The following is a 24168-nucleotide window of genomic DNA, read 5'->3' on the forward strand; positions in this document are numbered from 1 at the left end:
GGACAGTAACAGAAGTAGGCCGCCAACCTTGGATTATATACGAAGTAATGCGAACCGCCGACGCAGTAACCCCAATGCCCGGTATTGCCTATTCGTTTTACCTATTCACAGCAGTTTACGTATCGCTGGCAATATTTGTAGCATTTATGCTTTACAGGCAGATCAAGATGGTGGGGACGCTTTATGATAAGGGGTAAAAAAAGGGAGGATGGAGAAAAGGGAGGATGGAAGAATGGGAAGATTTTGATTTGCCCTTTCGTCCCTTTCCTCCATCCTCCTTCCTCCCTAAAAACATTCATTCACTCATTCAAAATCAAAAATGCTATACGTTGTTATTACATTCCTCTGGACATCGATCTTGCTCTATTTGTTGATGGGTGGGGCGGATTTTGGTGCGGGTATTATTGAATTATTTACGTCGAAAAAGAACAAGGCGGTAACCCGAAAAACGCTTTACTCGGCGATTGGTCCAATATGGGAAGCTAATCACATGTGGCTGATCATTGCGATTGTGATCTTGTTCGTTGGCTTTCCGGTGATTTATTCAACGATGTCGGTTTTCCTACATATTCCATTGACGATCATGCTGATGGGAATTATCGCAAGAGGTACTGCTTTTACATTCCGGCATTATGATGCGGTCGTGGATGATATGCAGAGCATTTACAATACCATCTTCGCCATTTCAAGTTTTATCACACCGTTGTTCCTGGGGATAATAGCCGGCAGTGCAGTTTCCGGGCATATTAACCCTGAGGCAAAAAGCTTTATGGAAGCTTATATTCTGAGCTGGCTCAACTGGTTTTCGTTGGCTGTGGGATTATTTACCGTGGCAATCTGCGGCTTTCTGGCTTCGGTATATCTGATAGGTGAAACCACGAATGAGAATGACAGACTGCGTTTTGCACATAAGGCCCAGTTTTTCAATATCGCTGCTGTGCTATGCGGTGCACTGGTATTCACTGCCGCCTATTTTGAAAAGATACCATTGTTTGAATGGGTCTTTGGTAATTGGGTAGGCCGAATCGCCATTGTGGCAGCTACGCTTTCACTTGTCTACATGTGGCAGCAGCTTTACCAGGGAAAGATCAAACTCCTCCGCCCCCTTGCCGGTTTTCAGGTGACTATGATCTTGCTTACGACCACCTTCCGCCACTTCCCTAATATTGTAATTTTGAAAAACGGGTATCTGTCTTTGATAGAGCACAGTGGTCAGGAAAAAACAATGCAGGCACTTGGTATGGCTTTGCTGCTCGGCAGCGTGTTTATTCTGCCTGCATTGTTTTACCTGATTTACAGCTTCCAAAGCAAACCTTATCAGGAGCATGCCTGAGTCAGGTTACAGAAATAAAGAGCAGGTATAACAGGACAATAGCAGGCAAACCGCTTGTTACAAGTGCCCAGCCGTTATAATGTTTCTGCATCAAAAAGTAAGACAACACAGCCAGCCCGATTAACAGAATAACAGGCAAAAGCACCATTCCCGCACCCGCAGCATCCTGATCAGAATTCATAGAAGTACTTAGCAGGAAAACGGCCGCGGCAACATCTGCTACAATGCAGATCCATATCAAAATGATCATAGGACTTAATTAGATGAAGTTGCTTGTGAATGCACCAGACTTGCTTCAATGGCCTCTATCCTCTTCTGCAAATCAGCCATTTTGGTTGTGTCCGAAGCCAGCTTCTTGTTCTCGCTGCCCAATCGTGCATTCTCCCGTTTCAACTCCTTCACAGCTTCCAGCAAATGTGGTATCAAACCAATGTAATTAACTGACTTAAAACCATCTTTATCTGTCTCAACCAGCTCAGGAAACACGCTCTCTACTTCCTGCGCGATCAAACCTGTTTGCAGCCCCTGACTACGCTGCGGGTCTTTCCAGTAATAGTGGCGACCTGAGATGGAAGCTAGTTTTTCGAAGTTGGCGGTAAGAGGAATGATGTCGCGTTTGAGACGGAGGTCAGAGTTTTGGGTCAGCGTGCCGCTGAGAAATGCGCTTCCATTTCTATCTACGGTAAATCTCCAACCTCCCTCATCAAAATAAAATCCAGCCCGATCATCATTATACCCTCCTATAAAACAATATTGCGCGCCTCCTGCATCATCCAGCCACAAGCCGGCTGTGTAGCCGGGATTGCTGCGTAGTCGCATCCGGTGGCCTACATCCAGGATATGTGTTGGCCTTAAAGCATTGTTTCCAATTCCAACATTACCATTTCGCAAGACTGTGAGTGCATTTCTCCTTGCCCCATCGGGGTCTTCATCACCATTTCCAATTTGAAAGAGCCGGTGAGTTGGTTTAAGATCATTGTCGACTGCATCCGAAATGTCATTGCTTAGTCCAAAGGAGATTCCATATTTCGAATTGCTTCGTAGATTGTAGCCAATAGCAGCGGAGTGAGAGCCTAGACTTTTTATATTCCCCCCAATCGCTATTGAATTATCACCAAGCGCTTGAACAGAACTCCCCATTCCAATTGACTGGAATTCAGCCTCGCCACCATTGGCTAGTAGCACGGAATAGGCCCCAAGAGCCTTTACATTAGTGCCGAACGCAAATGACCTATCACCTTCTGCAAGGGAATTAACACCACCAGCGAACGAAGCGTCACCAATATTTGCATCAGTCCACTTATAATCATCTTTACTCCAGGAGCCGAATCGAAAAGCTGCTCGCCTGGGGTACCACATCATCTTTTGATGATTGTCCCAGTTCAATTCAGTGAGATACGCACCCTTACCCCAATGCCCTTCTTGTACGATTGGATCAAAATCCTTCAACCTCCCAGCCTCCTCCGCATGTAATGCATAAGGCACACTTAACAACTGCGTCGCGCCTAGATTGATATAATTACTCCCGCCATCCGGATCCAATTCTATTTGCAGGAAAAACTTGTCGCTGTTCCATTTTATATCGGCAAACTGGCCACTTTGTACGAGGCCGGCTCCTACCGAAATGTTGAAAATTCCATTGGCAGAAGTCTGCGTTGCATGCGTTTCCTGATAAACCGGGCTCCCGAGCGCAGTGGTTGGTCTGACTGAAATGCGCAGGCTGACATTACGGTTGGGAATTACTTTACCAGCTGCATCGCGGGCTACGCCCTGGAAGCTGAATTGCTGGGGTACCTGCGCGTAAATGGAAAAAGGAAGTATTGATAAAAGTACTGCTATTACCAAAAAAACTTGGTTGTGAATTGCTTTCATGATTAGGATCTTTAGATTAGGAGGAAGGAGTTGTTAAATCTTAATTTTGGCTACACACATTAGAAAAAGAAGTAATGCGATGGCTACCGGCAAATCCAATTTCGTGCTACCTTCTTGAACTTCGCCTTCCTTGTTTGCTGCCTGTGCCTCCACTGTAGTCAAATGTGCTTCAAGCCTGTCGTTTGTTGCAGCAAGCTCCTTGTTTTGCTCTTTTAACTCCTTCACCGCTTCCAGCAAATGCGGTATGAAACCAATGTAGTTGACAGACTTGTAACCATCTTTATTCGTCTCAACGAGTTCAGGAAATACATCTTCTACTTCCTGGGCAATGAGGCCGGTTTGGAGCGATTGACTTCTCGATTTATCTTTCCACAGGTAATGGAATCCATTTAGGCTGGTAAGTTTGTTGAGACTTCCGGATAATGGCTGCAACTCATGTTTGAGGCGGAGGTCTGAGTTTTGGGTAAGTGTGCCAGCAAGCCAGGCGCTGCCATTATTATATACGTTGAATCGCCACGCCTTTGCGTTCTCGAAATAGAATCCAGCCTCTGAATCATTGACGCCTCCAATGAAACAATACTGAGCTCCACCGGCATCATTCAACCAAAGGCCTGCCGTAGAGCCTATATTACTGCGCAGCCGCATCCGACCGCCAACATCAAGTATGTATGTGGGAAGTAGGGCATTATTCCCTATTTCGACATTACCATTATAGAGAATAGTAAGTGCATTACTCCGTTTGCTATTTTGATAATCTCCGTTACCTATTTGGAATATGCGACTAGTAGGTAATAACTGATCACCAACAGCATCGGTCAAATCATTATACAATCCAAGGACTGTTCCGTACGTTGATCGCGAGCGGAGACCTTGTCCAATACTGATCGACCCGTAACCACTAGATATATTATCACCTATCGATATTGCATTTTCCCCTGTCGCGGAGGCTTCTTCACCGATCGCAACTGAATTGTTTTCGAGTGCCCGTGCTCCATCACCTAATGCGATTGAATTATTGCCCTTTGCAATCATGTTAATTCCAACACCCAATGATCGGATTCCTATGTTTGCATCTTCAAACACACCGACACTTTTATAACCTGAGCCAATTCTGAAAGCCCCTTTGCCGGGGTGCCAAACCAAATACGTGTCGGTAGAAGACGTAAATTCATCGCCCTGCTGTATCGGCAACCCACTGCCCTGAAAAATATTCCCTTTCTGCACTACCGGATCAAAATTCTTCCACCTGCCCGCCTCTTCCGCATGCAATGCATAAGGCACACTCAGCAACTGCGTCGCTCCTAAATTCACATAGTTACTTCCACCATCCGGATCCAATTCTACTTGCAGGAAGAACTTGTCGCTATCCCATTTGATGCCTGAAATCTGGCCGCTTTGCACTAGACCGGCTCCTACTGAAATGTTGAAAATACCGTTAGCGGAAGTCTGCGTTGCGTGTGTTTCCTGAAAAACCGGACTACCTAACGCCGTAGTGGGTCTGACTGAAATGCGCAGGCTGATGTTGCGGTTGGAAATTATTTTGCCAGCTTCATCTCGGGCTACGCCCTGAAAGCTGAATTGCTGGGGTACCTGCGCGTAAGCGGAGATTGTGATGAAAAAAAGTAAGACGAGTCGGATCAGGTGGTTCATAAAAAGACGATTGAGTTTGACATGAGCAGACAAACTTAACCTATGCTCCCACCAGTCATTATTCCGATTAGCTGCCGGTTGAATCCATTTAATGAAAGGGAAAGCGCGGCATTCAGAACGACAATCCACCAAATAAATCAGCAGTGCCAGTTGCACATTCCATCAGCACTGATGGCGCAAGCAACTTACCTTGCGGGACGTGCTTAGAAATAAGTACACATCCATCAACAAACTAAATACCATCCTCATGATCAAGGCATTGATAGTAGACGATGAATTCAAATCGCGCAACATTCTGTATAAGTACATCCAGGAGTATGTACCGCAAATCGAAGAATTAAGAATTGCATCGTCCGTAGCAGAAGCGCTGAGAGTGCTGCAAGTGTACACGCCTGAGCTTGTTTTCTTAGACATCGAAATGCCGCACCAGAATGGCTTCGAACTTCTTAAAGCAGTTGAAAAACCTTCCTTTAATGTCATTTTTACCACTGCATACAATCAGTACGCCATCCAGGCGATCAGGTTCAGTGCCGTGGATTATCTTTTAAAACCCATTGATCCGGCGGATCTTGTTGTAGCGGTCAGAAGGCACTTATAAACGCGATACTTCAAGACAGAAAATACAGCGATATGAGAATCTGGTCAGCAACATCGAAAAAAATGAGTACAGGGAATTCAAGCTGGCAGTAGCATCCACCGAAGGTATCTTCTTTTTCATGGTAGGTGAGATCCTCAGATTTGAAGCTGACAGGAACTACACGGTTATCCATTTAAAAGACAATAAAACCTTTATAGCCAGCAAAACACTCAAACATTTTGAAGATATGCTCGTGGATTTCAAGTTTGTCCGCACGCACAAATCGCATCTGGTGAACCTGGAATATATAGTCCGGATCAGCAGCAACAACGAGTATCTGATACTGGCTGACGGCTCACTAGTGGAGGTCTCCCGTCGCAGAAAAGACGAAGTGCAGCAACAGCTGAACATCAGGTAGGTTTGGTTTAGCGGGTAAAAAAATATAATTCCTTTGAATTGTTTTGTTTTATTTTACACCCGTTCCTGTACTCAAATTTCACCTCCTATGACCGATCGTAAAACGCGGCTGGCTGTTATCCTGATCACTTCGCTATTTTTTCTCTGGGGCTTTGCCCTCAACCTCAACCCGATACTGATCCCGCATTTGAAGAAAGCCTGCCAGCTCAGCGATTTTGAATCAGCCCTGATCGACTCCGCCTCTTACATTGCATATTTCCTCATCGCATTTCCGGCAGGATTGTTTATGAAAAAATATGGCTACAAAGCGGGAATTACAGTGGGACTGCTCCTATTTGCTTTTGGCACATTCCTGTTTTACCCGGCTGCCGAAATGCGTCATTTTGGCTTTTTCCTGATCGCCCTATTTATTATTGCAAGCGGACTTACCATGCTTGAAACCGCAGCAAATCCATACATTACTGTCTTAGGTGACCCTGATTCAGCTACGCAGCGGCTGAATTTTGCCCAATCCTTTAATGGACTTGCGGCATTTCTGGCACCCCTGATGGGCGGCACCTTCATCTTATCCGGCAAAACACTTTCGGAGCAGGAGCAGCAGGCTATGTCCGGCGAGGCGCTTGATTCCTATCTTAATGCAGAAGCCGCCTCCGTTCAGGTACCTTTCATTGTGATTGGCCTGGTTGTGTTGCTGGTAGCAGTGCTGATCTGGCGGACTTCAATGCCCGAAATCAAAGACGAAAATGACGGTGAGAGTGCAACAAGCAGCTCCATTTGGGGTGAGAAAAACCTACTGCTGGGTGCTACTGCGCAGTTTTTCTATGTTGGGGCCCAGGTTTGCATCAGCAGCTTTTTTATTCGTTTTTCTGATAAGGTGGCGGGAATAGAAGAAAAAACAGCAGCGTACCTTCTTTCCGGCGCTTTTCTGAGCTTTATGATCGGCCGTTTTATAGGCACTTACCTGATGCGGTTCATAGCTCCTCCCCGACTGCTTGCATTGTACAGCATCCTGAATGTAGCACTGCTCGCAGTGGCGGTCACTACCACGGGAATGGCGGCGGTATATGCGCTCGTAGGTGTGCAGTTCTTTATGTCAATTATGTTCCCTACAATATTTGCATTAAGCATCCGCGGACTGGGTGAGAAGACCAAAATCGGCTCTTCACTCGTAATTATGTCCATTGTAGGAGGCGCTTTCTTTCCCGTTATTATGGGCCAGGTTTCTGATATTTCATCTATCCAAACCGCGTACGTTGTGCCTGCGGTATGCTTTCTGGTCGTTCTTTATTTTGCGATTAAAAATAATTCCATCAAAAAAGTCACACTTGGGACTTCACATTGATTTTCTTAAAACATTAACCTGAATTGTTAAACAATATGGATTTACAGCTTCAAAATAAAGTAGTTATCGTTACCGGCGGCGCAAAGGGAATCGGCGAAGGGATCGTGCAGGTTTTAGCAAACGAAGGTGCTATTCCGGTGATCGTTGGCCGCAATGCAGATGATAACCAGAAAATCGTGGATGATCTCGCTTCCAAGGGTTTCGCCTCGTTTCAGGTTGCTGCCGAACTTACACAGCCGGAAGAATCTGAAAAAGCGGTTAAAGCTGTTTTGGAAAAATATGGACGGATTGATGGTCTGGTCAACAATGCAGGTGTAAACGACGGCGTGGGTCTTGAAAATGGCGACTATACCAGCTTCATTGCCTCTTTGCATAAAAACGTTGTCCACTATTATCTTATGGCGCATTACGCATTGCCTGCATTGAAGGAATCAAAGGGCGCGATCGTCAATATTACCTCGAAAACTGCGGAGACAGGCCAGGGAGGAACCTCAGCTTACGCCGCTGCCAACGGAGGAAGAAATGCATTGACGCGTGAATGGGCGGTTGAACTTCTGAAGTATGGAATCCGGGTGAATGCAGTGGTAGTAGCTGAATGCTGGACGCCGCTCTACGAACGCTGGATCGAAACCTTGCCCAATCCTGCTGAAAAGCTCGCCTCCATTACTGCCAATATTCCGTTGGAAAACCGGATGACCACTTCTGAGGAGATTGCAAATACGACCGTATTCCTGCTTTCGCAGCGTTCCAGCCACACAACCGGCCAATTGATTTATGTCGATGGCGGCTATGTACACCTGGACCGTGCGCTCGCTAATTCTTAATCTGTTTCAATTTCACATACTCAGCGACGCCACACCGAGATGAAAACACTTGTCTGCACTACCCCAGGCCACTTTGAATACCAGGATACTTTACAACCTGAAATACAGCCCGGTACCTCGCTGATCCGCATCAGAAGAATAGGGATATGCGGAACCGATCTGCACGCATTTGAAGGAACACAACCATTTTTCAATTATCCCCGGATTTTGGGCCACGAACTGGCGGGAGAAATTGTAAATACAGATCGTACCGATTTTTCGGTGGGCGAAGCTGTCACTTTCATACCTTATTTCAATTGTCAAAAATGCGTTGCGTGCCGGAATGGTAAGCCAAATTGCTGCACCACTTTGAAAGTGTCCGGTGTTCATATTGACGGCGGAATGGTAGAGTACCTTTCGGTTCCCTCCTACTCCCTGGTGCATGGTGACGGCCTCAGCTTCGACGAACTTGCGTTGGTGGAACCTCTGGCGATCGGTGCACATGGCGTGCGGCGCGCACGGGTCCGGGAAGGTGAAAATGTACTTGTAGTGGGCGCGGGACCAATTGGTTTAGGTACAATGGAATTTGCAAGAATAGCCGGCGGCAATGTAATTGCATTGGATATCAATGATGCACGACTTGCTTTTTGTCGTGACAAAATTGGCGTGCAACATACTGTAAATGCATTGACCGAGCCTGTTTTGGAACGGTTAGCCGAGATCACAAATGGCGAAATGCCGACTGTGATCATCGACGCGACCGGAAGTCTGCGCGCCATCAACACAGCATTTACGTACCTCGCACACGGAGGCAGTTATGTGCTTGTGGGTTTGCAAAAAGGCGATATTACATTCAGTCACCCTGAGTTTCATAAACGCGAAGCTACATTGATGAGCAGTCGCAATGCAACGCGGGAAGATTTCGAACATGTAATTAAAAACATGAAAAACGGGCAGGTGGATCCTAAAACGTATATCACGCATCGCGTCACTTTCGGCGAGGTTAAGGATACTTTTGAAAGCTGGCTTGATCCTGCGAACGGAGTGATCAAGGCGATGGTGTCGCTGGACTAAGTCAATTTTCCTGAAAAACACTTTGCCGCGGTAATACTTTCAAGTTACCTGAGAAAAGCAGTTGAAATATTAAATCCCCTCGTAATTTTGTGTTTGCTTTGAACCGAGTTTGTACCGCAAAGCATTTGAATAGTAACCATTTTCATGAAGAAAATCCGTAATTTTTGCATTATTGCCCATATCGACCACGGCAAAAGTACACTGGCCGACCGTCTGCTTGAATTTACCAAAACAGTAACGCAGCGGGAAATGCAGGCGCAGCTCCTGGACAATATGGATCTGGAACGCGAACGAGGCATCACGATCAAGAGCCACGCGATCCAGATGAACTACATCTATAAAGGTGAAGAGTACATTCTCAATCTGATCGATACACCCGGCCACGTAGACTTTTCTTATGAAGTATCCCGCTCTATTGCGGCCTGCGAAGGTGCATTGCTGCTTGTAGATGCATCACAAGGCACTGAGGCACAGACAATCTCTAACTTATACCTTGCAATCAACCACGATCTGGTGATCATTCCGGTCCTCAACAAGATCGACCTTCCGGGTGCGATGCCTGAGGAAATTAAGGACGAAATGGTGGACCTGCTTGATTGCAAACGCGAAGATATCATCCCTGCCAGCGGTAAAGAAGGTATTGGGATCGAAGATATCCTGAATGCGATTGTAGAGCGTATTCCAGCGCCCGTGGGCGACCCTGAGGCGCCTTTGCAAGCTTTGATTTTCGACTCGGTTTTTAATTCTTACCGCGGTATTGAAGTTATTTTCCGGGTTAAAAACGGAAGTATCAAAAAAGGAGACCGCGTGAAGTTTATGGCGACCGGCAAGGAATATATTGCCGACGAAATTGGCACACTCGGCTTGCAGCAAATCCCTAAACAGGTAGTAGAATGCGGTGACGTAGGTTACCTGATCTCCGGTATCAAAGTCGCGAAAGAGGTAAAAGTGGGCGATACTTTTACACATATCGATCGTCCCGCAAAAGAAGCTATCGTCGGTTTTTCAGAAGTAAAGCCGATGGTTTTTGCCGGTATATACCCGGTTGACACCAGCGAGTTTGAAGAGCTGCGTGAAGCAATGGAAAAGTTGCAGTTGAACGACGCAGCTCTTGTGTGGGAACCAGAAACGTCTGCGGCACTTGGTTTCGGATTCCGTTGCGGGTTTCTGGGCATGCTCCACATGGAAATTGTACAGGAAAGGCTGGAAAGGGAATTTGATATGACGGTTATCACAACTGTTCCTTCCGTACAGTTCCGGGTAATCAATACAAAAGACCAGCTCCTCAACATCAGCGCACCTTCCGAGATGCCTGATCCGAACCATATCAAGGTTATTGAAGAACCCTATATCAATGCACAGATTATCACGAAGTCAGACTACATTGGTCCGATTCTTAACTTGTGTATGGACAAGAGAGGAATCCTGAAAAACCAGGTATACCTTACTTCGGAGCGCGTGGAATTGCAATTCCTGATCCCGCTGGCAGAGGTAGTATTTGACTTTTTCGATAAACTCAAAACCATTTCCCGAGGCTACGCGTCTCTCGACTACGAACTGGCAGGTTACCAGGAATCGGATATGGTGAAATTGGACGTGATGCTCAATGGTGAGGCGGTGGATGCATTGTCGGCTATTGTTCACAGGTCCAAATCTTACGAATGGGGCAAAAAGCTTTGCGAAAAATTGCGTGAGCTGATCCCACGGCAGATGTTTGAAATTGCAATCCAGGCAGCTATCGGACAAAAAATCATTGCGCGGGAAACTGTGAAAGCGATGCGTAAAGACGTATTGGCCAAGTGTTACGGCGGTGATATTTCCCGGAAACGCAAGCTTCTTGAAAAACAGAAAAAGGGTAAGAAAAGAATGCGTCAGGTTGGTAGTGTAGAGATCCCGCAGGAGGCATTTATGGCTGTATTGAAGATCAATTAATGCGTTCCAGGTTTTAGAATTATCTCAAAACTGGGTGCAGAATTGGCCTTTTATTGTAATTTTGACCAGAATCTAATTTAAGAGCGAAGAAACTAAAATACCTTAACAAGCGATATGGCAGAAGTAATTCGTATGCCCAAAATGAGCGACACCATGGAAGAGGGTGTTATCGCGGAATGGCACAAAAAAGTAGGTGATAAAATAAAATCCGGCGATATCCTGGCTGAGGTAGAAACCGATAAGGCTACGATGGAGATGGAATCTTACTATGACGGTACGCTTCTCTACATCGGCGTTAATAAAGGTGATTCTGTGCCGGTTGACGGAGTTATGGCGGTAGTGGGTAACGATGGTGAAGACTATAAATCGCTACTGGAAGGTGGCAGCAACGGAGCTTCGAGCAACGGAAGTGCCGCACCAAAAGAGGAATCAAAACCAGCGCCTGAGGCAGCTGCTGTTGAAACTGTAACTCCTGAACAGGAAGCTAAACAACCAGCTCCCGCTCCTGCAAGTGCTACTGCCGAGAAAATTAATGCCGCTGTGGTCCGTATGCCCAAAATGAGCGATACGATGGAAGAGGGAACTTTGGTTTCCTGGCAGAAAAAAGTAGGTGATAAAGTAAAATCCGGTGATATCCTGGCCGAAGTCGAGACTGATAAGGCTACTATGGAGCTGGAAGCATATGAAGACGGAACTTTGCTTTTCGTCGGAATTAAAGAAGGTGAATCTGTGCCTGTGGACGGGATTATCGCGGTAATCGGTGAAGAGGGAGCTAATGTAGATGCATTGATCGCACGTGAAAACGGGGAAGCGCCTGCTGAAACTGGCAGCGCGCCAGCAGCCGAACAAGCATCGGCGCCCGCCGCTTCAAACGAAACTGAAAAAGCAACTTCCTTGGCCGACTCCGGCGACAGGATCAAGGCTTCTCCGCTTGCCAAAAGAATGGCAGACGAAAAAGGAATCAGCCTAAGCCAGATCGAAGGAAGCGGTGACAATGGAAGAATCGTAAAACGGGATGTGGACGAGTTCAAGCCTGCTGCTAAACAAGCTGCACCGGAAACTGCCTCAGCTGCTCCTGCTGATAAACCAAAACAGGCAGAATCAGCTGCACCAGCCGCAGCAAGCGCCCCTGCATCCGGCGATTTCACCGATACGCCAGTATCGCAAATGCGTAAAACCATTGCGCGCCGCCTAAGCGAAAGCTTGTTTACTGCGCCGCATTTCTATGTGACCATGGAAATCACAATGGACAAAGCAATGGAGCTTCGTCCGCAGCTGAACGAGGTAAGCCCTGCGAAGATCTCCTTCAACGATATGGTGATCAAAGCTTGTGCAGTTGCATTGAAACAACATCCCGCTGTGAACTCGGCCTGGCTGGGTGACAAGATCAGAAGATACAATTATGTCAATGTAGGTGTTGCGGTTGCGGTAGACGAAGGTTTGCTTGTTCCCGTGGTACGTGACGCTGACAAAAAGACGCTTTCTGCGATTTCAACCGAAGTGAAAGATCTGGCTGGAAAAGCGAAGGATAAAAAATTGCAGCCGAAAGAATGGGAAGGAAATACATTCTCTGTATCCAACCTGGGTATGTTCGGCGTAGATGAATTTACTGCGATCATCAACCCGCCGGATTCTTGTATACTGGCCGTGGGTGGTATCAAGAAGGTTGCTGCTTTCAAAGAAGACGGAACGGTTTACCCGACCAACATCATGAAAGTAACGCTCTCTGCAGATCACCGCGTGGTAGACGGAGCTACTGCTGCTCAATTCCTGCAAACGGTTAAGAAATTGCTGGAAGAGCCGATGAGCATGCTGGTTTAATGACAAAATCAGTTTTCTAAATAGCATTCAATGCACAAAGTGTCAGGCTTCCCGGTCTGGCACTTTTGTTTTGAAGCCACTAACAACAATTGAAACACAGATAGCCAATATTCATGGAGAAAATACACGCAACAACCGTATTGGGAGTTTTACACAATGGAACAGTTTCGCTCGGCGCTGACGGACAGGCAACAATGGGCAATACGGTAGCCAAAGGAAATGTGAAGAAGATCAGGGTATTAATGGGTGGCAAAATCCTCGCCGGCTTCGCGGGCTCCACCGCTGACGCTTTTACATTGATCGAAAGATTTGAAGAAAAATTGAATGCATATGGCGGAAATATGAAGCGTGCCGCCATTGAACTTGCCAAAGACTGGCGCACAGACCGCTATCTGAGAAAGCTGGAAGCCATGATGATCACCGCCAGCAAAGATGAAATCCTCGTTATTTCCGGCACAGGCGACGTTTTGGAACCTGAAAATGGCATTGCCTCCATTGGTTCCGGTGGAAACTTTGCATTATCCGCAGCACAAGCCTTGAAAAAGCACGCGCCTCATTTATCAGCAGGAGAAATGGTACGGGAAGGTTTGACAGTTGCAGCTGATCTCTGCATTTATACCAATCACAACTTTGTAATTGAGGAAGTGAAGTGACGGCATTTGTCTGTTTTTTCATGCTGAGCGCATCAGGCGCCCAGCATGAAAAAGACTTTTGTAACAAAAACACCTGCTACCCGGCCACCATCCTGTAAACTTTCTTAGCGCGATGGATCCAGAGTGCCTGAAATTTGCCCATCTTTCCTTTGGCCACTCTTAACTTCGATAGCGCCTTGTATCTGCCGTCGAGTGCGGCATCTGTTGCAAAGTTGGCTTTGAGGTATTCCAATGCATTCCGCTCGCTTAGGTTATAGTTGTCTGCCTTGGCATAAGCTTGTATCCCCTGACCTACCGGATTAAACTGAGAGTGCTTCGCATAGTCCTCCAAAACAAAGTGCTGAAAACGAAAACCCTGGTTGACCATCTGGTGAAACCAACCAGTACCTAAATCGGCAGTAAAGCCCCAGTTTGCCCCAAAACATACATTATTGCCTTTTGGCAACGTATTTTTCCTATATAAATCCAGGTTGATAAGGCAGGCATATTCGTTCAAGCGGCACTCGGGCATCGGGTGAACGCGCCCGGTTTTCAGTACTTCTATATCTTTTTCCTTTCGCGGGGTATTATATTTTTCGTGTAATGCGATTGCCTCTTCCTGAGTAGGAACGTATTGTTCAAACCTGGATCCGTGGCAGAGCCCTGCGGAAAAGCCCGGACAAGACCAGCATTGCCCGATCGAACCAGTTCCGGCCACATTCGGGTCAGTGAATGTGGGTAGCATATCACCGATCATATCCCGATGAAAAACCATATCATTATGCATGATAAAGAGGTAATCACTTGCCGCATTTTCCAGGGCGTACTGATATGGGATCTGGTAACGATATGCGCTGTCGTGCCGGGTTCGCTCATAGTCAAGACAATCGAGCTGGTAGAAGTATTCAGGGTAAAACAGGTCGATTTCAACAAGCGGGCTGATCGTTTTGATCACATGGTAAACATCTCCGAATTTGTCATAAGGCTGTGACTTTTCTACGGTAATGTAAAACTTGTTAATATGCTGGCTGCTGACTTTCAGGAGCGAGAGTATGGAGATAATCGTTTGGTACGGTTTACCATAGTAGATAACACATACATCAATTTTATTCATTTGTAACTGGTAGTTGAACTATCCTGCAAAACTAGCAAGACTTCTCACAACTGCGCCATCAAAACCATCAGCTTCACAAGCTCTTCGGAAACAATGCGCTGGCTTCCAGGCATATATTTGTTTGCAATAATCGCAAAACTCATCAATGCGCCGGATTTTGTGGTGAAATAGCCGGCGTAAGCTCGTGTACCTTCTATAGAGCCGCTTTTAGCGCGCACATTTCCCGCTGCCTTTGTACCTTTTGCCAGGTTTCTGATTGTACCATTTTGTCCTAAAACTGCGATGCTTTTGTAAAAATCATTGAAGCTAGATTCTTTGTTTGCAAGGTTCAGAATCTCAGTCAGGCTGCCTGCGGTAATGGAGCCGGAAGGCGAAAGCCCGCTCCCATCTTTAATATAAAATCCTCTCAGATCCGCCCCTTTTGCAGACCAGTAACCAGTTACAGCGAGTGCCGCATTGTCGAAGTCCGATTTACCGGAAAGTCTCTTGCCCGCTTGCTTTAAGAATGCATCTGCATAAAGGTTGATACTCCAGTAATTTGTCTGCTGGCAAAGCTCGCGCAATGCAGGCGATTTATATTCATCCAAAACCTTTCTCGGATTCCCTGCGACTACACCTGAAAAAGGTGGATTCTGTTCATAAATGCGTATTGCTGTATTAGCGAGCGCTGTTTTCAATGCGAATGCGGCATATTCGGCTGCATTGGGAATGGAACCCTTTACGGTGAAGCTGGCCGAACCTGCGGGAACTGTACCCGTGAGCACCACCTGATTTCCGAGCGGACTGGAATAAAGAATCGTTTTGTCGCCACTCCCCTTTTCACCGGTAGTTACCCGGTTCGTGAATGTGAGATAAGGAATAGCAGGCTCTATGCCCAAAAAAGTTGCCGGATCGCCCGGCTCTACGCCAGGCTTGAACTTTGCCCGATAGAGGTTTTCATTAAAGTTAAGGCCCTGCACGCCAGCGCCGTAATAATTTCCCATATCTCCCCAAATCCATGTACTGGCCACGGTAGCACTGTCAAAAAAGGACGCGTCGGCAAGCACTTTTCCTTTAATGTGCTTTATTCCTGCATTTTTTACTGCTACCGACCAGCGACTGATCAGTTCCGAAGATTTGAGAAAACCCGGAAACCGGTCGCTGCCCAGCGAGGGATCACCCGTTCCGCGGATGTACAGGTTGCCCAGCAAGGTATCTCCTTTAATTTGTCCGTCGTGTTCAAGAAAAGTCTGAAACTTATAGTCGCCTTCAAAAACCGCCAGTACCGTCGCTGTGGAAACCAGTTTCAACGTCGATGCCGAAGGAAGGGACATCTCCTGGTGCAGGCCGAAAACAGGTAACTTCTCTTTTACCGACTTGATGCTGATCGCCAGTGTCCCGCTTCGCATCATTTCACTGTTTTGAAATTCCAGCGCCGCGTCGCGCAGGTTATTCAATGCGGTACTATCTACCTTTTGACCAAAAACAGTGGGACAGAAAAGGATAGCACACAGGAAAATACGCAAATTCATAGAGATGTTGTCGAGCTGAAAACCGGGGTAAAACTTTGGCCTGGGAATCTAAACTAATAAGTTAAGCCCAAATCTCAGCCTGATTTTTGGTACTTTTGTCAGATGCATGAAACCAATTTAGGTTTTCACCCCATTTTTATATGAAATTGACATTTTGGGGAGCTGCACAACAAGTGACCGGAAGCATGTTCCTGCTGGAATCTGACGACTACCGGATTTTGATTGACTGCGGCTCGGATTTTGACCTGGATGAGATTGGCAGGAAAAACAGATATGAAGAGCAAAAAGGTGTCTTTCCGTTTGAACCAAGCCTCATTAATACAGTATTATTAACACACGCTCACATTGATCACTCAGGTAACATTCCTAATTTATATAAGGAGGGTTTCGAAGGCAGGGTTGTGTGTACGGAGCCTACAATGGCGCTCACGTCGCTATTGCTGAAAGATGCTGCCAACCTGCACCAGAAGCGGCTTAATGCGCGACAGGGTTCTGCTAAAAAGCGTGGCAAAAAGAAGGAGGTACCGAAAGACTACTATGTTGAAAAACATGTAATCGAGGCGATGGACAATTTTGTACCCGTTGCCTTTGGTAACCGCTACCGCATCGCTGATAATGTTACTGTGACTTTCTACCCCGCCGGCCATTTACTCGGAGCCGCGCACATTGTGCTTGAAGTTTACGAAAACGGCGAAAAGAAGCGGCTTTGTTTCTCAGGAGATATCGGGCGTAAAAATTACCCGCTCCTTACTGATCCCCAGGAAGTTCCGCAGGTGGATTATCTGGTGTGCGAGTCAACTTACGGTAACAGGCTGCACGAGAATACTGGTACACCGGTGGATGCGCTGGCAGATGTGATCAAACGGACCTGCATTGATATACCGGGCAGGCTCATTATTCCTTCTTTCAGTGTCGGCCGCACGCAAGCATTGCTGTACACGCTCAACCAGCTGTACCTGGACAAGTCTTTCCCGTTCATTAAGGTATTTTCCGACAGTCCGCTCGCGCACAGCAGTACGAAAGTGTACCAGAAACACGTAAGAATGCTGAACAGGGAGGCACGCGATTTTCAGGAAGATAATGATATGCTTTTCGACTTCGAGAATCTGATTTACCTGGAAAGTGCGGATGCAAGCAGAGCTGTGTCCAACTACAACGAACCCTGCATTATTATTTCCTCATCAGGAATGGTGCAAGGCGGGCGCGTGGAGCAGCACGTGGAGGCTAATATCGGCAATCCATACGCTACCATCCTGATGATCGGCTACGCTTCCGAAGGCACGCTGGGCTGGCGCCTGCTCAATGGACAGGATACGATCTCGATCCGCGGAAAGCAGTTGCCTGTCTTGGCTAATATTGAAAAAATTGACGTATTTAGCGGCCACGGAGATCAGAATGATCTGCTGAGATTTGTTAAAATGCAGGATCCGGAAAAGCTCAAACGCGTGTTCCTGGTCCATGGAGAACAGCAAAGTATGGCTGAATTCCAAAGCAAGATTCAAGAAAATGGCTTTAAATCGGTAGAAATACCTGTGAGGGGAACCACTTACGAACTCTGAAAACGCTTTTCCCCGACCAACCAGAACCTAAAAGATGAGAACATACCTGGATTTTGAAAAACCTATGGCCGAGCTCGAACGTAAGCTCGAAGAAATGAAGACATTGGCGCAGGAAAACAATGTGGATTTTTCAGCCGCCATTTCCTTATTGGAAAACAATATCACAAATCTTCGAAAAGAGATCTTTGAAAACCTGACGCGCTGGCAGCGTGTTCAGCTTTCACGTCACCCGGACCGTCCCTACACGCTCGACTACATCGAGCTGATTTGCGACGAGTTTATTGAACTGCACGGCGATCGCCAGGTACGTGATGATCCGGCTATTATCGGCGGACTCGCGAATGTGGGCGGTCAGTCTTTTATGCTGATTGGTCAGCAGAAAGGTCGTAACACAAAGCAACGTCAGCACCGGAATTTTGGAATGCCCAACCCGGAAGGCTATCGTAAGGCATTGCGCCTGATGAAGCTGGCTGAAAAATTCAACAAACCAATTGTCACGCTGATCGACACGCCGGGTGCATTTCCCGGAATGGAAGCTGAAGAGCGTGGACAAGGCGAAGCTATCGCGCGGAACCTGAAAGAAATGTTCATGCTGAAAGTACCGGTGATTTGTATCGTGATCGGTGAAGGTGCTTCTGGCGGTGCATTGGGTATTGCGATCGGCGATCGTGTTTTAATGCTGGAAAACACCTGGTACTCTGTAATCTCTCCTGAAAACTGCTCTGCGATTTTGTGGAGAAGCTGGGATTTCAAAGAACAGGCAGCGGAAGCGATGAAGATCACGGCAAAGGATATGAAGAAAAATGGCCTGATCGACGGGATTATTCCCGAACCACTCGGCGGCGCCCACCTGGACCACAACTGGATGGCCGAAAAGCTGAAAGAAGTGATTCTTGAAAACATATCAGACCTTACAAACATTACTGAACAAGACCGCATCGACCAGCGTATTGAAAAATTCTGCGCAATGGGAGTTGTTGTTGAGTAGGCTGTTAGCTATTAGCTCTTAGCTGTTAGCTTGGCTGCAACTGAAAAATAAGAGAATAGACTGAACTGAAAATAAAAGGGCTAAAAGCTAACGGCTAACAGCTAAAAGCATTTCAAAAAATGGTAAACCCGCAGATCAAGAACATCATTTTCGACTTAGGCGACGTCATTTTGAACATTGATGTTCCTGTTGCATCCAAATCGTTTGCAGAACTGAGCGGCCGGGAGCAGCGTGAGATACTTGAAATTTTCCGGGACAATGACATTTTCCGGCATTTTGAGACAGGCTCGCTCGACGAAGCTGGTTTCCGTGATTTTATCAGAAAAATCCTGGATTTCTCTGATCTGTCCGACGAAGCAATTGACACAGCGTGGAACAGCCTGCTGCTTGATCTTCCTCCCGAGCGCGTGGAGCTGCTTCAAAAGCTGGCGACCAAATACCGGATTTTCCTGCTCAGCAATACCAGCTCCATTCACATTACCCAGGTTAACAAGATCCTGAAAGCCTCAACAGGTATCGACAGGCTGGAAGATCTTTTTGAAACCGTCTTCCTCTCGTATGAGATGGGCCTGATGAAACCCGACACGCGCATTTATCAGAAAGTGCTCGATCAGGCAGGCATTAAAGCAGAGGAAACGCTGTTCCTGGATGATAATTACGACAACATTCAGGGCGCAGCGCAGCTTGGCATTGCTACTATTCACGTTCAAAAGCCGACCACCATTCTGGAATATCTAAAAGAATATGCAGTCTAGCACACGCACCTATCTGATTCAGGCGACACTTTTTATTGTGACTGTAATCACAACCACTTTGGCAGGTGCTGAATGGATTTACGGAAATATCTTTTCATTCGTTTACGACTTTTTCGCATATCTTGGCGGGGTTGATGCCGCGAAATCTACCGAGGCAGAATCCCGGTTAATGGGTTGGGAGCAATTTAAAGAAGGCTTCCATTTCTCCATTCCATTCCTCGCTATTCTGACTATTCATGAATTCGGCCACTATTTTGTAGGAAGAGCTCATCAGGTAAAAGTGACCTTGCCTTACTACATTCCGATGTGGTTTGGCTTCTCCCAAAGTATCGGCACGCTGGGTGCATTCATACGCATTACCTCTGTTGTAAAATCCCGTCTTAAATTCTTCGATATCGGTATCGCCGGTCCATTAGCAGGTTTTATCGCAGCGCTTGCGGTACTCTGGTACGGATTTACGCATTTGCCACCCGTTGATTATATCTTCACGATTCACCCGGAATACGCGCGATTCGGATCCAGCTACCCGCAGTTTGTTTATGAAAATGCCTCAGGTAACCTGGTTTTAGGTGATAACATCCTTTTCTGGTTGTTTAAAACTTACGTTGCAAACCCGGAGAGACTGCCTCACCCCTATGAAATGCAGCATTATCCCTATCTGCTGGCAGGCTACCTCGCATTATTTTTCACTTCATTGAACCTGATCCCGATCGGCCAGCTCGACGGCGGCCACATTCTTTATGGTTTGATTGGTAAAAAGAAGTTTGATGTGGTAGCGCCCATTCTGTTCGGACTTTTTGCATTCTATGCAGGCCTTGGCCTCTTTCGTGCAGAGTCTTTTGCTACCGGCAGCGACGCAATCTTCTACGAACAGCTGCTTTACCTTTTCATTTACATTTACCTGCTTTATATCTGTTTCAAAAGGGTTTTCGACAATCTGAGCACCGCATTGATGTGCAGCCTGATCATAGTCGTACTCCAGTTTGCATTGTCCTACCTGCGCCCCGATTTACAGGGTTCAACCGGCTTTTTACCTTTTGTATTTATCCTCGGACGTTTTCTGGGAATCAAACATCCTGAAACTGAACAGAACGAACCACTCGATACCCCACGGATTATTCTGGGGATCTGCGCATTGATCATATTTGTAATCTCATTCAGCCCGACTCCATTTATCATTGTAGACTAATGGGGCGAAGCAGCAGCAACTATTCGCGCAGGGGATTTATCAAAAGTTCGGCAGCGGCGGTGCTCTTCTGTAACGTACCCAATTTTTCAGAAACTTATATCAATACAGTTCAAGGCAGGATCAAACCTTCCGGTCTTGGCAAAACGCTTATTCACGAGCACGTACTTGTTGACTTCATCGGCGCAGATAAGATTTCATCCGATAGGTGGGAACACGAGCAGGTGATCCGGAAAGTACTTCCTTACCTGATCGAGATCAAAAAGCGCGGCTTTCAAAGTATTGTTGAATGCACCCCTGCATTCTTAGGGCGGGATGTAAGGTTACTTCAAAAACTATCGGAAAGATCCGGCCTGCAAATACTGACAAATACGGGCTACTACGGCGCATCAGATAATAAATACCTTCCCAAATGGGCATTCACGGAAACTGCTGAGCAACTTTCAGCGAGGTGGATTAGTGAATTTGAAGGTGGTATTGAGGGAACAAACGTGAAACCCGGATTTATCAAAACCGGCGTAAACAGTGGCGCATTGTCTGAGCTTCACCAAAAACTGATAAAAGCAGCCGCATTGACGCATTTGAAAACGGGACTTACTATTTGCTCACACACAGGCCCCGCTCTTCTCGCAACTCAGGAAATTTCGATCCTGCAAAAAATCGGAGTAAGTCCCGCTGCTTTCGTCTGGGTACATGCAAATGGCAGCTATGAGGATATGGAAAGGATTGGAAAAACAGGTTGTTGGATCAGTTTAGACGGAATAAGTAACGAGAACATTGATCCAATGGCTGATTTAATCCATCACCTGAAAACAAAGCGACTGTTAAAACAGGTACTAATCTCACACGACGCCGGCTGGTACCAGCCTGGCGAACCCCATGGAGGAAAGTTCAGAGGGTACACCACCATTTCCGACAAGCTCATTCCCGCCTTGGAGAAAAAAGGATTTACTGAAAACGATATAAGTCAGCTGCTTATCGTAAATCCGGCAAATGCATTCGCTATAATGGTGCGGAGAAGCTAATAGCTTTTTACCCTTCCATTTCAATCCGGAAAACAGTCCAGCCGTCTTCTTCTGTTTTCAACGAGAAGCTAAAATTGTGGTTTACCAGGATTTCCCTTGTCAGCGTTAAGCCAATCCCCTGACCATCTTTTTTGGTGCTGAAAAACGGGTTAAACAAACTTGCATTCACCTGCTGCTCAATGGGCGCACCATTGTTTCTGATCAGCAACAGCGACTGTGTCAGATGCACTTCAATTACATTTCCAGACACACAAGCTTCAATAGCATTCTTGATCACATTCACCAGAACATGCTCCATCTGGCCAGTATCCACACTTTGAACAACAGGTACCTCGAGCAAAAATAAGTGAATGGAAACCTGCCGCTCAGATGCCGCAGCCTGCATAAATGTACTTACATCCCGCACCAGCAGGGAGAAGTCTGCGGGAGTGCGGTTAGGTGTCGGTAGCCTGACCACATCGGCAAAATTCCGCATAAACCGGGTAAGTCGCCTGTTTCGTTCTGATGCAATACCCAGTGCATCTTTGAGCTCCGTAAAATCGGGATCAGTAAGGATATTGCGGGTAGTTTGTAGAATAGAATCCGTAGCGCCAAGGGTATTGTTCACTTCATGCGCCATCATCCTGATCACTTTTCCATACGCATTCTTTTCAGATTCCAGCAACTCGTTCGTCAGCTCTTCAATCATCAGAAAAGACCTTTTGAAACCCTTATCCATAAAATGCGAACGTTGCACCTTGAATGTTACAACGCCATTGGTCTTCACTACGCGCGAGTCTTCATCCTGCATATCCGCAAGCTCTTGTAACAGCGGCAGGTTAGTTTCATTCAGTGCTTTTCCTCGCAAATGTGCCGCCTCCTGGCCAAATTGTTCCTGCGCCTTGTGATTCAGCGAGTCAATTCTTTCATCGTAGTCGAGAATGACAATGGAGATTGGCGAAGCTTCAATGAGCTTTTCGAGAAAGAAATGCTGCTCGTGCAGGCGCGTACGCTCTTCCCGCAGCTGATCGATCATCAGGTTATAAACTTCGATCAAAGTATCAATTTCACCCTTGCCGGTAGGAACAAACTTGATCGAAAAATCCTTGTCCTTGATCGCTTCGATCCCGGATTTCACAAATTGGATAGGTTGCATAAAGTTACGATACAGCTGAATGGATGCGGCGGCAGATAACAACAGGAATACCTCGGAAGCAATGAATGCGGGCTTGTTTTTAGAAAGCAGATTGGCAACCAGGATAATTAACACCAAATGCAATACCGCAATGTAGCTGATGTATTTGGCGCGGGTAGATAGCCTCATTGTTCGTCAGGATCGAAAGATATACCATACTTTTCAAGTCTGCGGTAAAGGGCGAACCGCGTAATACCCAGCGAACGCGCCACTTTGCTGATCTTGTTCTGATGAAACTGCATTGCCTTACTGATCATCTGATATTCCATTTCTTCCAACGTGATGCTACCCACCTCCGGCAGGTTTTTCGCAGCAGCGGGTTGACCGCCCGCAGAAAGGTTTTTCTGGAAATCGGCAATATCCAGAGTGTCTTTGGGAGACAGCAAAACGGTCCTTTCTACCAGGTTTTTCAGTTGCCGGATGTTGCCTTGTAGTTGCAGCGTTCTCAGCCACTTCAATGCCGGCTGACTGAGTTGCAGATCGGGGCGCTGGTAAATGGTTTTGAGGTTGTTTACAAAAAACTCGGAGAGCAATGGAATGTCGTCGGGCCGCTCTCTGAGTGCGGGTAGCTTTACCGTGATCAGGTTGATTCGATAGTATAAGTCTTCCCGGAAAGTCCCGAGCGCGACCATTTCTTCCAGGTTCCTGTTGGTAGCGCAAATCACGCGCACATCCACCGTCCGGCTCTTGCTGCTTCCCAGCGGCTCGAATGTCCTTTCCTGCAAAACACGCAGTAATTTCACCTGACTAGGCAAATCCAGCTCCCCTATTTCATCCAGAAAAATAGACCCTTTATTGGCCATTTCAAATCTTCCGGTCCGGTCGGACTTCGCATCTGTAAATGCACCTCTGACGTGCCCGAAAAGTTCACTTTCAAACAATGTGGATGAGATACCACCGAGGTTGACCTTTACGAAGGGGCGCGATTTGCGCTTGCTGTTGGAATGAATTGCCTCTGCAATCAGCTCCTTTCCCGTTCCGCTTTCACCGGTAATCAACACCGGCGCATCAGTAGCAGCGACCCGTCCTACCGTAGAAAGGATTTCGAGCAGCTTGGGATCCTGCCCAACGATATTTTCGAGATGGTACTTCTGTTCCAGCTTCCGCCGGGTTTCCGACTTTTGCTCCTGCTGCGCGAGATTCAGTATCGTACGCACGGATTGCAGCAGGTGTTCATTTTGCCAGGGTTTTGTAATAAAATCAATAGCACCCTCCCGCATTCCCCGCACAGCCAGATCGATAGTACCCCAGCCTGTAATCAAAATTACCGGAACGGCGGGATAACCTTTTTTGATCCGCTGCAACAGCTGCATTCCTTCTTTCCCGGAAGTTTCAATTGAAAAGTTGAGGTCAAGTAAAATCAAATCCGGCGTCACTGCCTTCAAAACCTCAAAAACCTCCTC

The 24168-nt window shown here is 46.7% G+C and carries 22 protein-coding genes; 15 read left to right on the plus strand and 7 right to left on the minus strand.

Features of this window, described 5'->3' with window-relative positions:
• A partial coding sequence (locus tag ACTIE6_RS15985) for a cytochrome ubiquinol oxidase subunit I (protein WP_439557591.1) occupies positions 1–197 on the plus strand: 197 nt, incomplete at its 5' end.
• 122 nt (positions 198–319) lie between these two features.
• A complete protein-coding gene (locus tag ACTIE6_RS15990) occupies positions 320–1333 on the plus strand; it encodes a cytochrome d ubiquinol oxidase subunit II (protein WP_439557592.1) in 1014 nt (337 codons plus the stop codon).
• A gap of 1 nt (position 1334) precedes the next feature.
• On the opposite strand, the gene ACTIE6_RS15995 is transcribed toward ACTIE6_RS15990, so the two are convergent.
• From ACTIE6_RS15995 to ACTIE6_RS16005, 3 genes are read right to left on the minus strand one after another with little or no spacing between them, the layout of a single operon-like run.
• Positions 1335–1583 carry a hypothetical protein gene (locus ACTIE6_RS15995; protein WP_439557593.1) on the minus strand — a complete coding sequence of 83 codons (249 nt, stop codon included), beginning with the start codon at positions 1581–1583 and terminating at the stop codon, positions 1335–1337.
• A gap of 5 nt (positions 1584–1588) precedes the next feature.
• Positions 1589–3205 carry a tail fiber domain-containing protein gene (locus ACTIE6_RS16000; protein ID WP_439557594.1) on the minus strand — a complete coding sequence of 539 codons (1617 nt, stop codon included), beginning with the start codon at positions 3203–3205 and terminating at the stop codon, positions 1589–1591.
• Positions 3206–3238: 33 nt separating this feature from the next.
• Positions 3239–4855 (minus strand): tail fiber domain-containing protein, encoded by a 1617-nt coding sequence (locus tag ACTIE6_RS16005; protein ID WP_439557595.1) that lies wholly within the window; start codon positions 4853–4855, stop codon positions 3239–3241.
• Positions 4856–5102: 247 nt separating this feature from the next.
• Between ACTIE6_RS16005 and ACTIE6_RS16010 the strand changes: the two genes are divergently transcribed.
• From ACTIE6_RS16010 to hslV, 8 genes are all read left to right on the plus strand, one after another.
• Positions 5103–5453 carry a LytR/AlgR family response regulator transcription factor gene (locus tag ACTIE6_RS16010; protein WP_439557596.1) on the plus strand — a complete coding sequence of 117 codons (351 nt, stop codon included), beginning with the start codon at positions 5103–5105 and terminating at the stop codon, positions 5451–5453.
• A 118-nt stretch (positions 5454–5571) separates the two neighbouring features.
• Complete coding sequence (locus tag ACTIE6_RS16015; protein ID WP_439557597.1) at positions 5572–5850, plus strand: LytR/AlgR family response regulator transcription factor; 279 nt, start codon at positions 5572–5574, stop codon at positions 5848–5850.
• An 87-nt stretch (positions 5851–5937) separates the two neighbouring features.
• Positions 5938–7191, plus strand: a complete 1254-nt coding sequence (gene fucP / locus ACTIE6_RS16020) for an L-fucose:H+ symporter permease (RefSeq protein WP_439557598.1) — start codon at positions 5938–5940, stop codon at positions 7189–7191.
• 35 nt (positions 7192–7226) lie between these two features.
• A complete protein-coding gene (locus ACTIE6_RS16025) occupies positions 7227–8015 on the plus strand; it encodes an SDR family oxidoreductase (RefSeq protein ID WP_439557599.1) in 789 nt (262 codons plus the stop codon).
• Between the two features lie 39 nt (positions 8016–8054).
• Entirely contained in the window at positions 8055–9068 is a 1014-nt protein-coding gene (locus ACTIE6_RS16030) for a zinc-binding alcohol dehydrogenase family protein (RefSeq protein ID WP_439557600.1), read from the plus strand.
• Positions 9069–9212: 144 nt separating this feature from the next.
• Positions 9213–11000, plus strand: coding sequence for a translation elongation factor 4 (lepA, locus tag ACTIE6_RS16035; RefSeq protein ID WP_439557601.1), 1788 nt, complete (start codon positions 9213–9215; stop codon positions 10998–11000).
• A 114-nt stretch (positions 11001–11114) separates the two neighbouring features.
• Positions 11115–12821, plus strand: coding sequence for a pyruvate dehydrogenase complex dihydrolipoamide acetyltransferase (locus tag ACTIE6_RS16040; protein WP_439557602.1), 1707 nt, complete (start codon positions 11115–11117; stop codon positions 12819–12821).
• A 113-nt stretch (positions 12822–12934) separates the two neighbouring features.
• Entirely contained in the window at positions 12935–13474 is a 540-nt protein-coding gene (hslV, locus tag ACTIE6_RS16045) for an ATP-dependent protease subunit HslV (RefSeq protein WP_439557603.1), read from the plus strand.
• A gap of 76 nt (positions 13475–13550) precedes the next feature.
• Here hslV and ACTIE6_RS16050 read toward each other — a convergent pair whose 3' ends face one another.
• Positions 13551–14567, minus strand: coding sequence for a hypothetical protein (locus tag ACTIE6_RS16050; RefSeq protein WP_439557604.1), 1017 nt, complete (start codon positions 14565–14567; stop codon positions 13551–13553).
• Positions 14568–14611: 44 nt separating this feature from the next.
• Positions 14612–16078: a D-alanyl-D-alanine carboxypeptidase/D-alanyl-D-alanine endopeptidase gene (dacB, locus tag ACTIE6_RS16055; RefSeq protein WP_439557605.1), complete on the minus strand. Its 1467-nt coding sequence runs from the start codon at positions 16076–16078 to the stop codon at positions 14612–14614.
• Between the two features lie 140 nt (positions 16079–16218).
• Between dacB and ACTIE6_RS16060 the strand changes: the two genes are divergently transcribed.
• The 5 genes from ACTIE6_RS16060 (at position 16219) to ACTIE6_RS16080 (ending at position 21591) form a co-directional block, all read left to right on the plus strand.
• Positions 16219–17637 (plus strand): MBL fold metallo-hydrolase RNA specificity domain-containing protein, encoded by a 1419-nt coding sequence (locus tag ACTIE6_RS16060; RefSeq protein ID WP_439557606.1) that lies wholly within the window; start codon positions 16219–16221, stop codon positions 17635–17637.
• Between the two features lie 34 nt (positions 17638–17671).
• Positions 17672–18625, plus strand: coding sequence for an acetyl-CoA carboxylase carboxyltransferase subunit alpha (locus ACTIE6_RS16065; RefSeq protein ID WP_439557607.1), 954 nt, complete (start codon positions 17672–17674; stop codon positions 18623–18625).
• Positions 18626–18744: 119 nt separating this feature from the next.
• Complete coding sequence (locus ACTIE6_RS16070; RefSeq protein WP_439557608.1) at positions 18745–19380, plus strand: HAD family hydrolase; 636 nt, start codon at positions 18745–18747, stop codon at positions 19378–19380.
• A complete protein-coding gene (locus ACTIE6_RS16075; protein ID WP_439557609.1) occupies positions 19370–20569 on the plus strand; it encodes a site-2 protease family protein in 1200 nt (399 codons plus the stop codon). The genes ACTIE6_RS16070 and ACTIE6_RS16075 overlap by 11 nt, the downstream gene beginning before the upstream one ends.
• Positions 20569–21591, plus strand: a complete 1023-nt coding sequence (locus tag ACTIE6_RS16080; protein WP_439557610.1) for a phosphotriesterase family protein — start codon at positions 20569–20571, stop codon at positions 21589–21591. The genes ACTIE6_RS16075 and ACTIE6_RS16080 overlap by 1 nt, the downstream gene beginning before the upstream one ends.
• Before the next feature lie 7 nt (positions 21592–21598).
• Here ACTIE6_RS16080 and ACTIE6_RS16085 read toward each other — a convergent pair whose 3' ends face one another.
• Both ACTIE6_RS16085 and ACTIE6_RS16090 read right to left on the minus strand, forming a co-directional pair.
• Positions 21599–22894 carry a sensor histidine kinase gene (locus ACTIE6_RS16085; RefSeq protein WP_439557611.1) on the minus strand — a complete coding sequence of 432 codons (1296 nt, stop codon included), beginning with the start codon at positions 22892–22894 and terminating at the stop codon, positions 21599–21601.
• A partial coding sequence (locus tag ACTIE6_RS16090) for a sigma-54-dependent transcriptional regulator (protein ID WP_439557612.1) occupies positions 22891–24168 on the minus strand: 1278 nt, incomplete at its 5' end. The genes ACTIE6_RS16090 and ACTIE6_RS16085, both read right to left, overlap by 4 nt.

Source organism: Dyadobacter sp. (assembly GCF_051859145.1).
Lineage (GTDB): Bacteria > Bacteroidota > Bacteroidia > Cytophagales > Spirosomataceae > Dyadobacter.

Bases quoted from the DNA above. Each gene is read 5' to 3' on its own strand.
- ACTIE6_RS15990 (WP_439557592.1), top strand. From the start codon at position 320: ATGCTATACGTTGTTATTACATTCCTCTGGACATCGATCTTGCTCTAT.
- ACTIE6_RS15995 (WP_439557593.1), bottom strand. From the start codon at position 1,583: ATGATCATTTTGATATGGATCTGCATTGTAGCAGATGTTGCCGCGGCC.
- ACTIE6_RS16000 (WP_439557594.1), bottom strand. From the start codon at position 3,205: ATGAAAGCAATTCACAACCAAGTTTTTTTGGTAATAGCAGTACTTTTA.
- ACTIE6_RS16005 (WP_439557595.1), bottom strand. From the start codon at position 4,855: ATGAACCACCTGATCCGACTCGTCTTACTTTTTTTCATCACAATCTCC.
- ACTIE6_RS16010 (WP_439557596.1), top strand. From the start codon at position 5,103: ATGATCAAGGCATTGATAGTAGACGATGAATTCAAATCGCGCAACATT.
- ACTIE6_RS16015 (WP_439557597.1), top strand. From the start codon at position 5,572: ATGGTAGGTGAGATCCTCAGATTTGAAGCTGACAGGAACTACACGGTT.
- fucP (WP_439557598.1), top strand. From the start codon at position 5,938: ATGACCGATCGTAAAACGCGGCTGGCTGTTATCCTGATCACTTCGCTA.
- ACTIE6_RS16025 (WP_439557599.1), top strand. From the start codon at position 7,227: ATGGATTTACAGCTTCAAAATAAAGTAGTTATCGTTACCGGCGGCGCA.
- ACTIE6_RS16030 (WP_439557600.1), top strand. From the start codon at position 8,055: ATGAAAACACTTGTCTGCACTACCCCAGGCCACTTTGAATACCAGGAT.
- lepA (WP_439557601.1), top strand. From the start codon at position 9,213: ATGAAGAAAATCCGTAATTTTTGCATTATTGCCCATATCGACCACGGC.
- ACTIE6_RS16040 (WP_439557602.1), top strand. From the start codon at position 11,115: ATGGCAGAAGTAATTCGTATGCCCAAAATGAGCGACACCATGGAAGAG.
- hslV (WP_439557603.1), top strand. From the start codon at position 12,935: ATGGAGAAAATACACGCAACAACCGTATTGGGAGTTTTACACAATGGA.
- ACTIE6_RS16050 (WP_439557604.1), bottom strand. From the start codon at position 14,567: ATGAATAAAATTGATGTATGTGTTATCTACTATGGTAAACCGTACCAA.
- dacB (WP_439557605.1), bottom strand. From the start codon at position 16,078: ATGAATTTGCGTATTTTCCTGTGTGCTATCCTTTTCTGTCCCACTGTT.
- ACTIE6_RS16060 (WP_439557606.1), top strand. From the start codon at position 16,219: ATGAAATTGACATTTTGGGGAGCTGCACAACAAGTGACCGGAAGCATG.
- ACTIE6_RS16065 (WP_439557607.1), top strand. From the start codon at position 17,672: ATGAGAACATACCTGGATTTTGAAAAACCTATGGCCGAGCTCGAACGT.
- ACTIE6_RS16070 (WP_439557608.1), top strand. From the start codon at position 18,745: ATGGTAAACCCGCAGATCAAGAACATCATTTTCGACTTAGGCGACGTC.
- ACTIE6_RS16075 (WP_439557609.1), top strand. From the start codon at position 19,370: ATGCAGTCTAGCACACGCACCTATCTGATTCAGGCGACACTTTTTATT.
- ACTIE6_RS16080 (WP_439557610.1), top strand. From the start codon at position 20,569: ATGGGGCGAAGCAGCAGCAACTATTCGCGCAGGGGATTTATCAAAAGT.
- ACTIE6_RS16085 (WP_439557611.1), bottom strand. From the start codon at position 22,894: ATGAGGCTATCTACCCGCGCCAAATACATCAGCTACATTGCGGTATTG.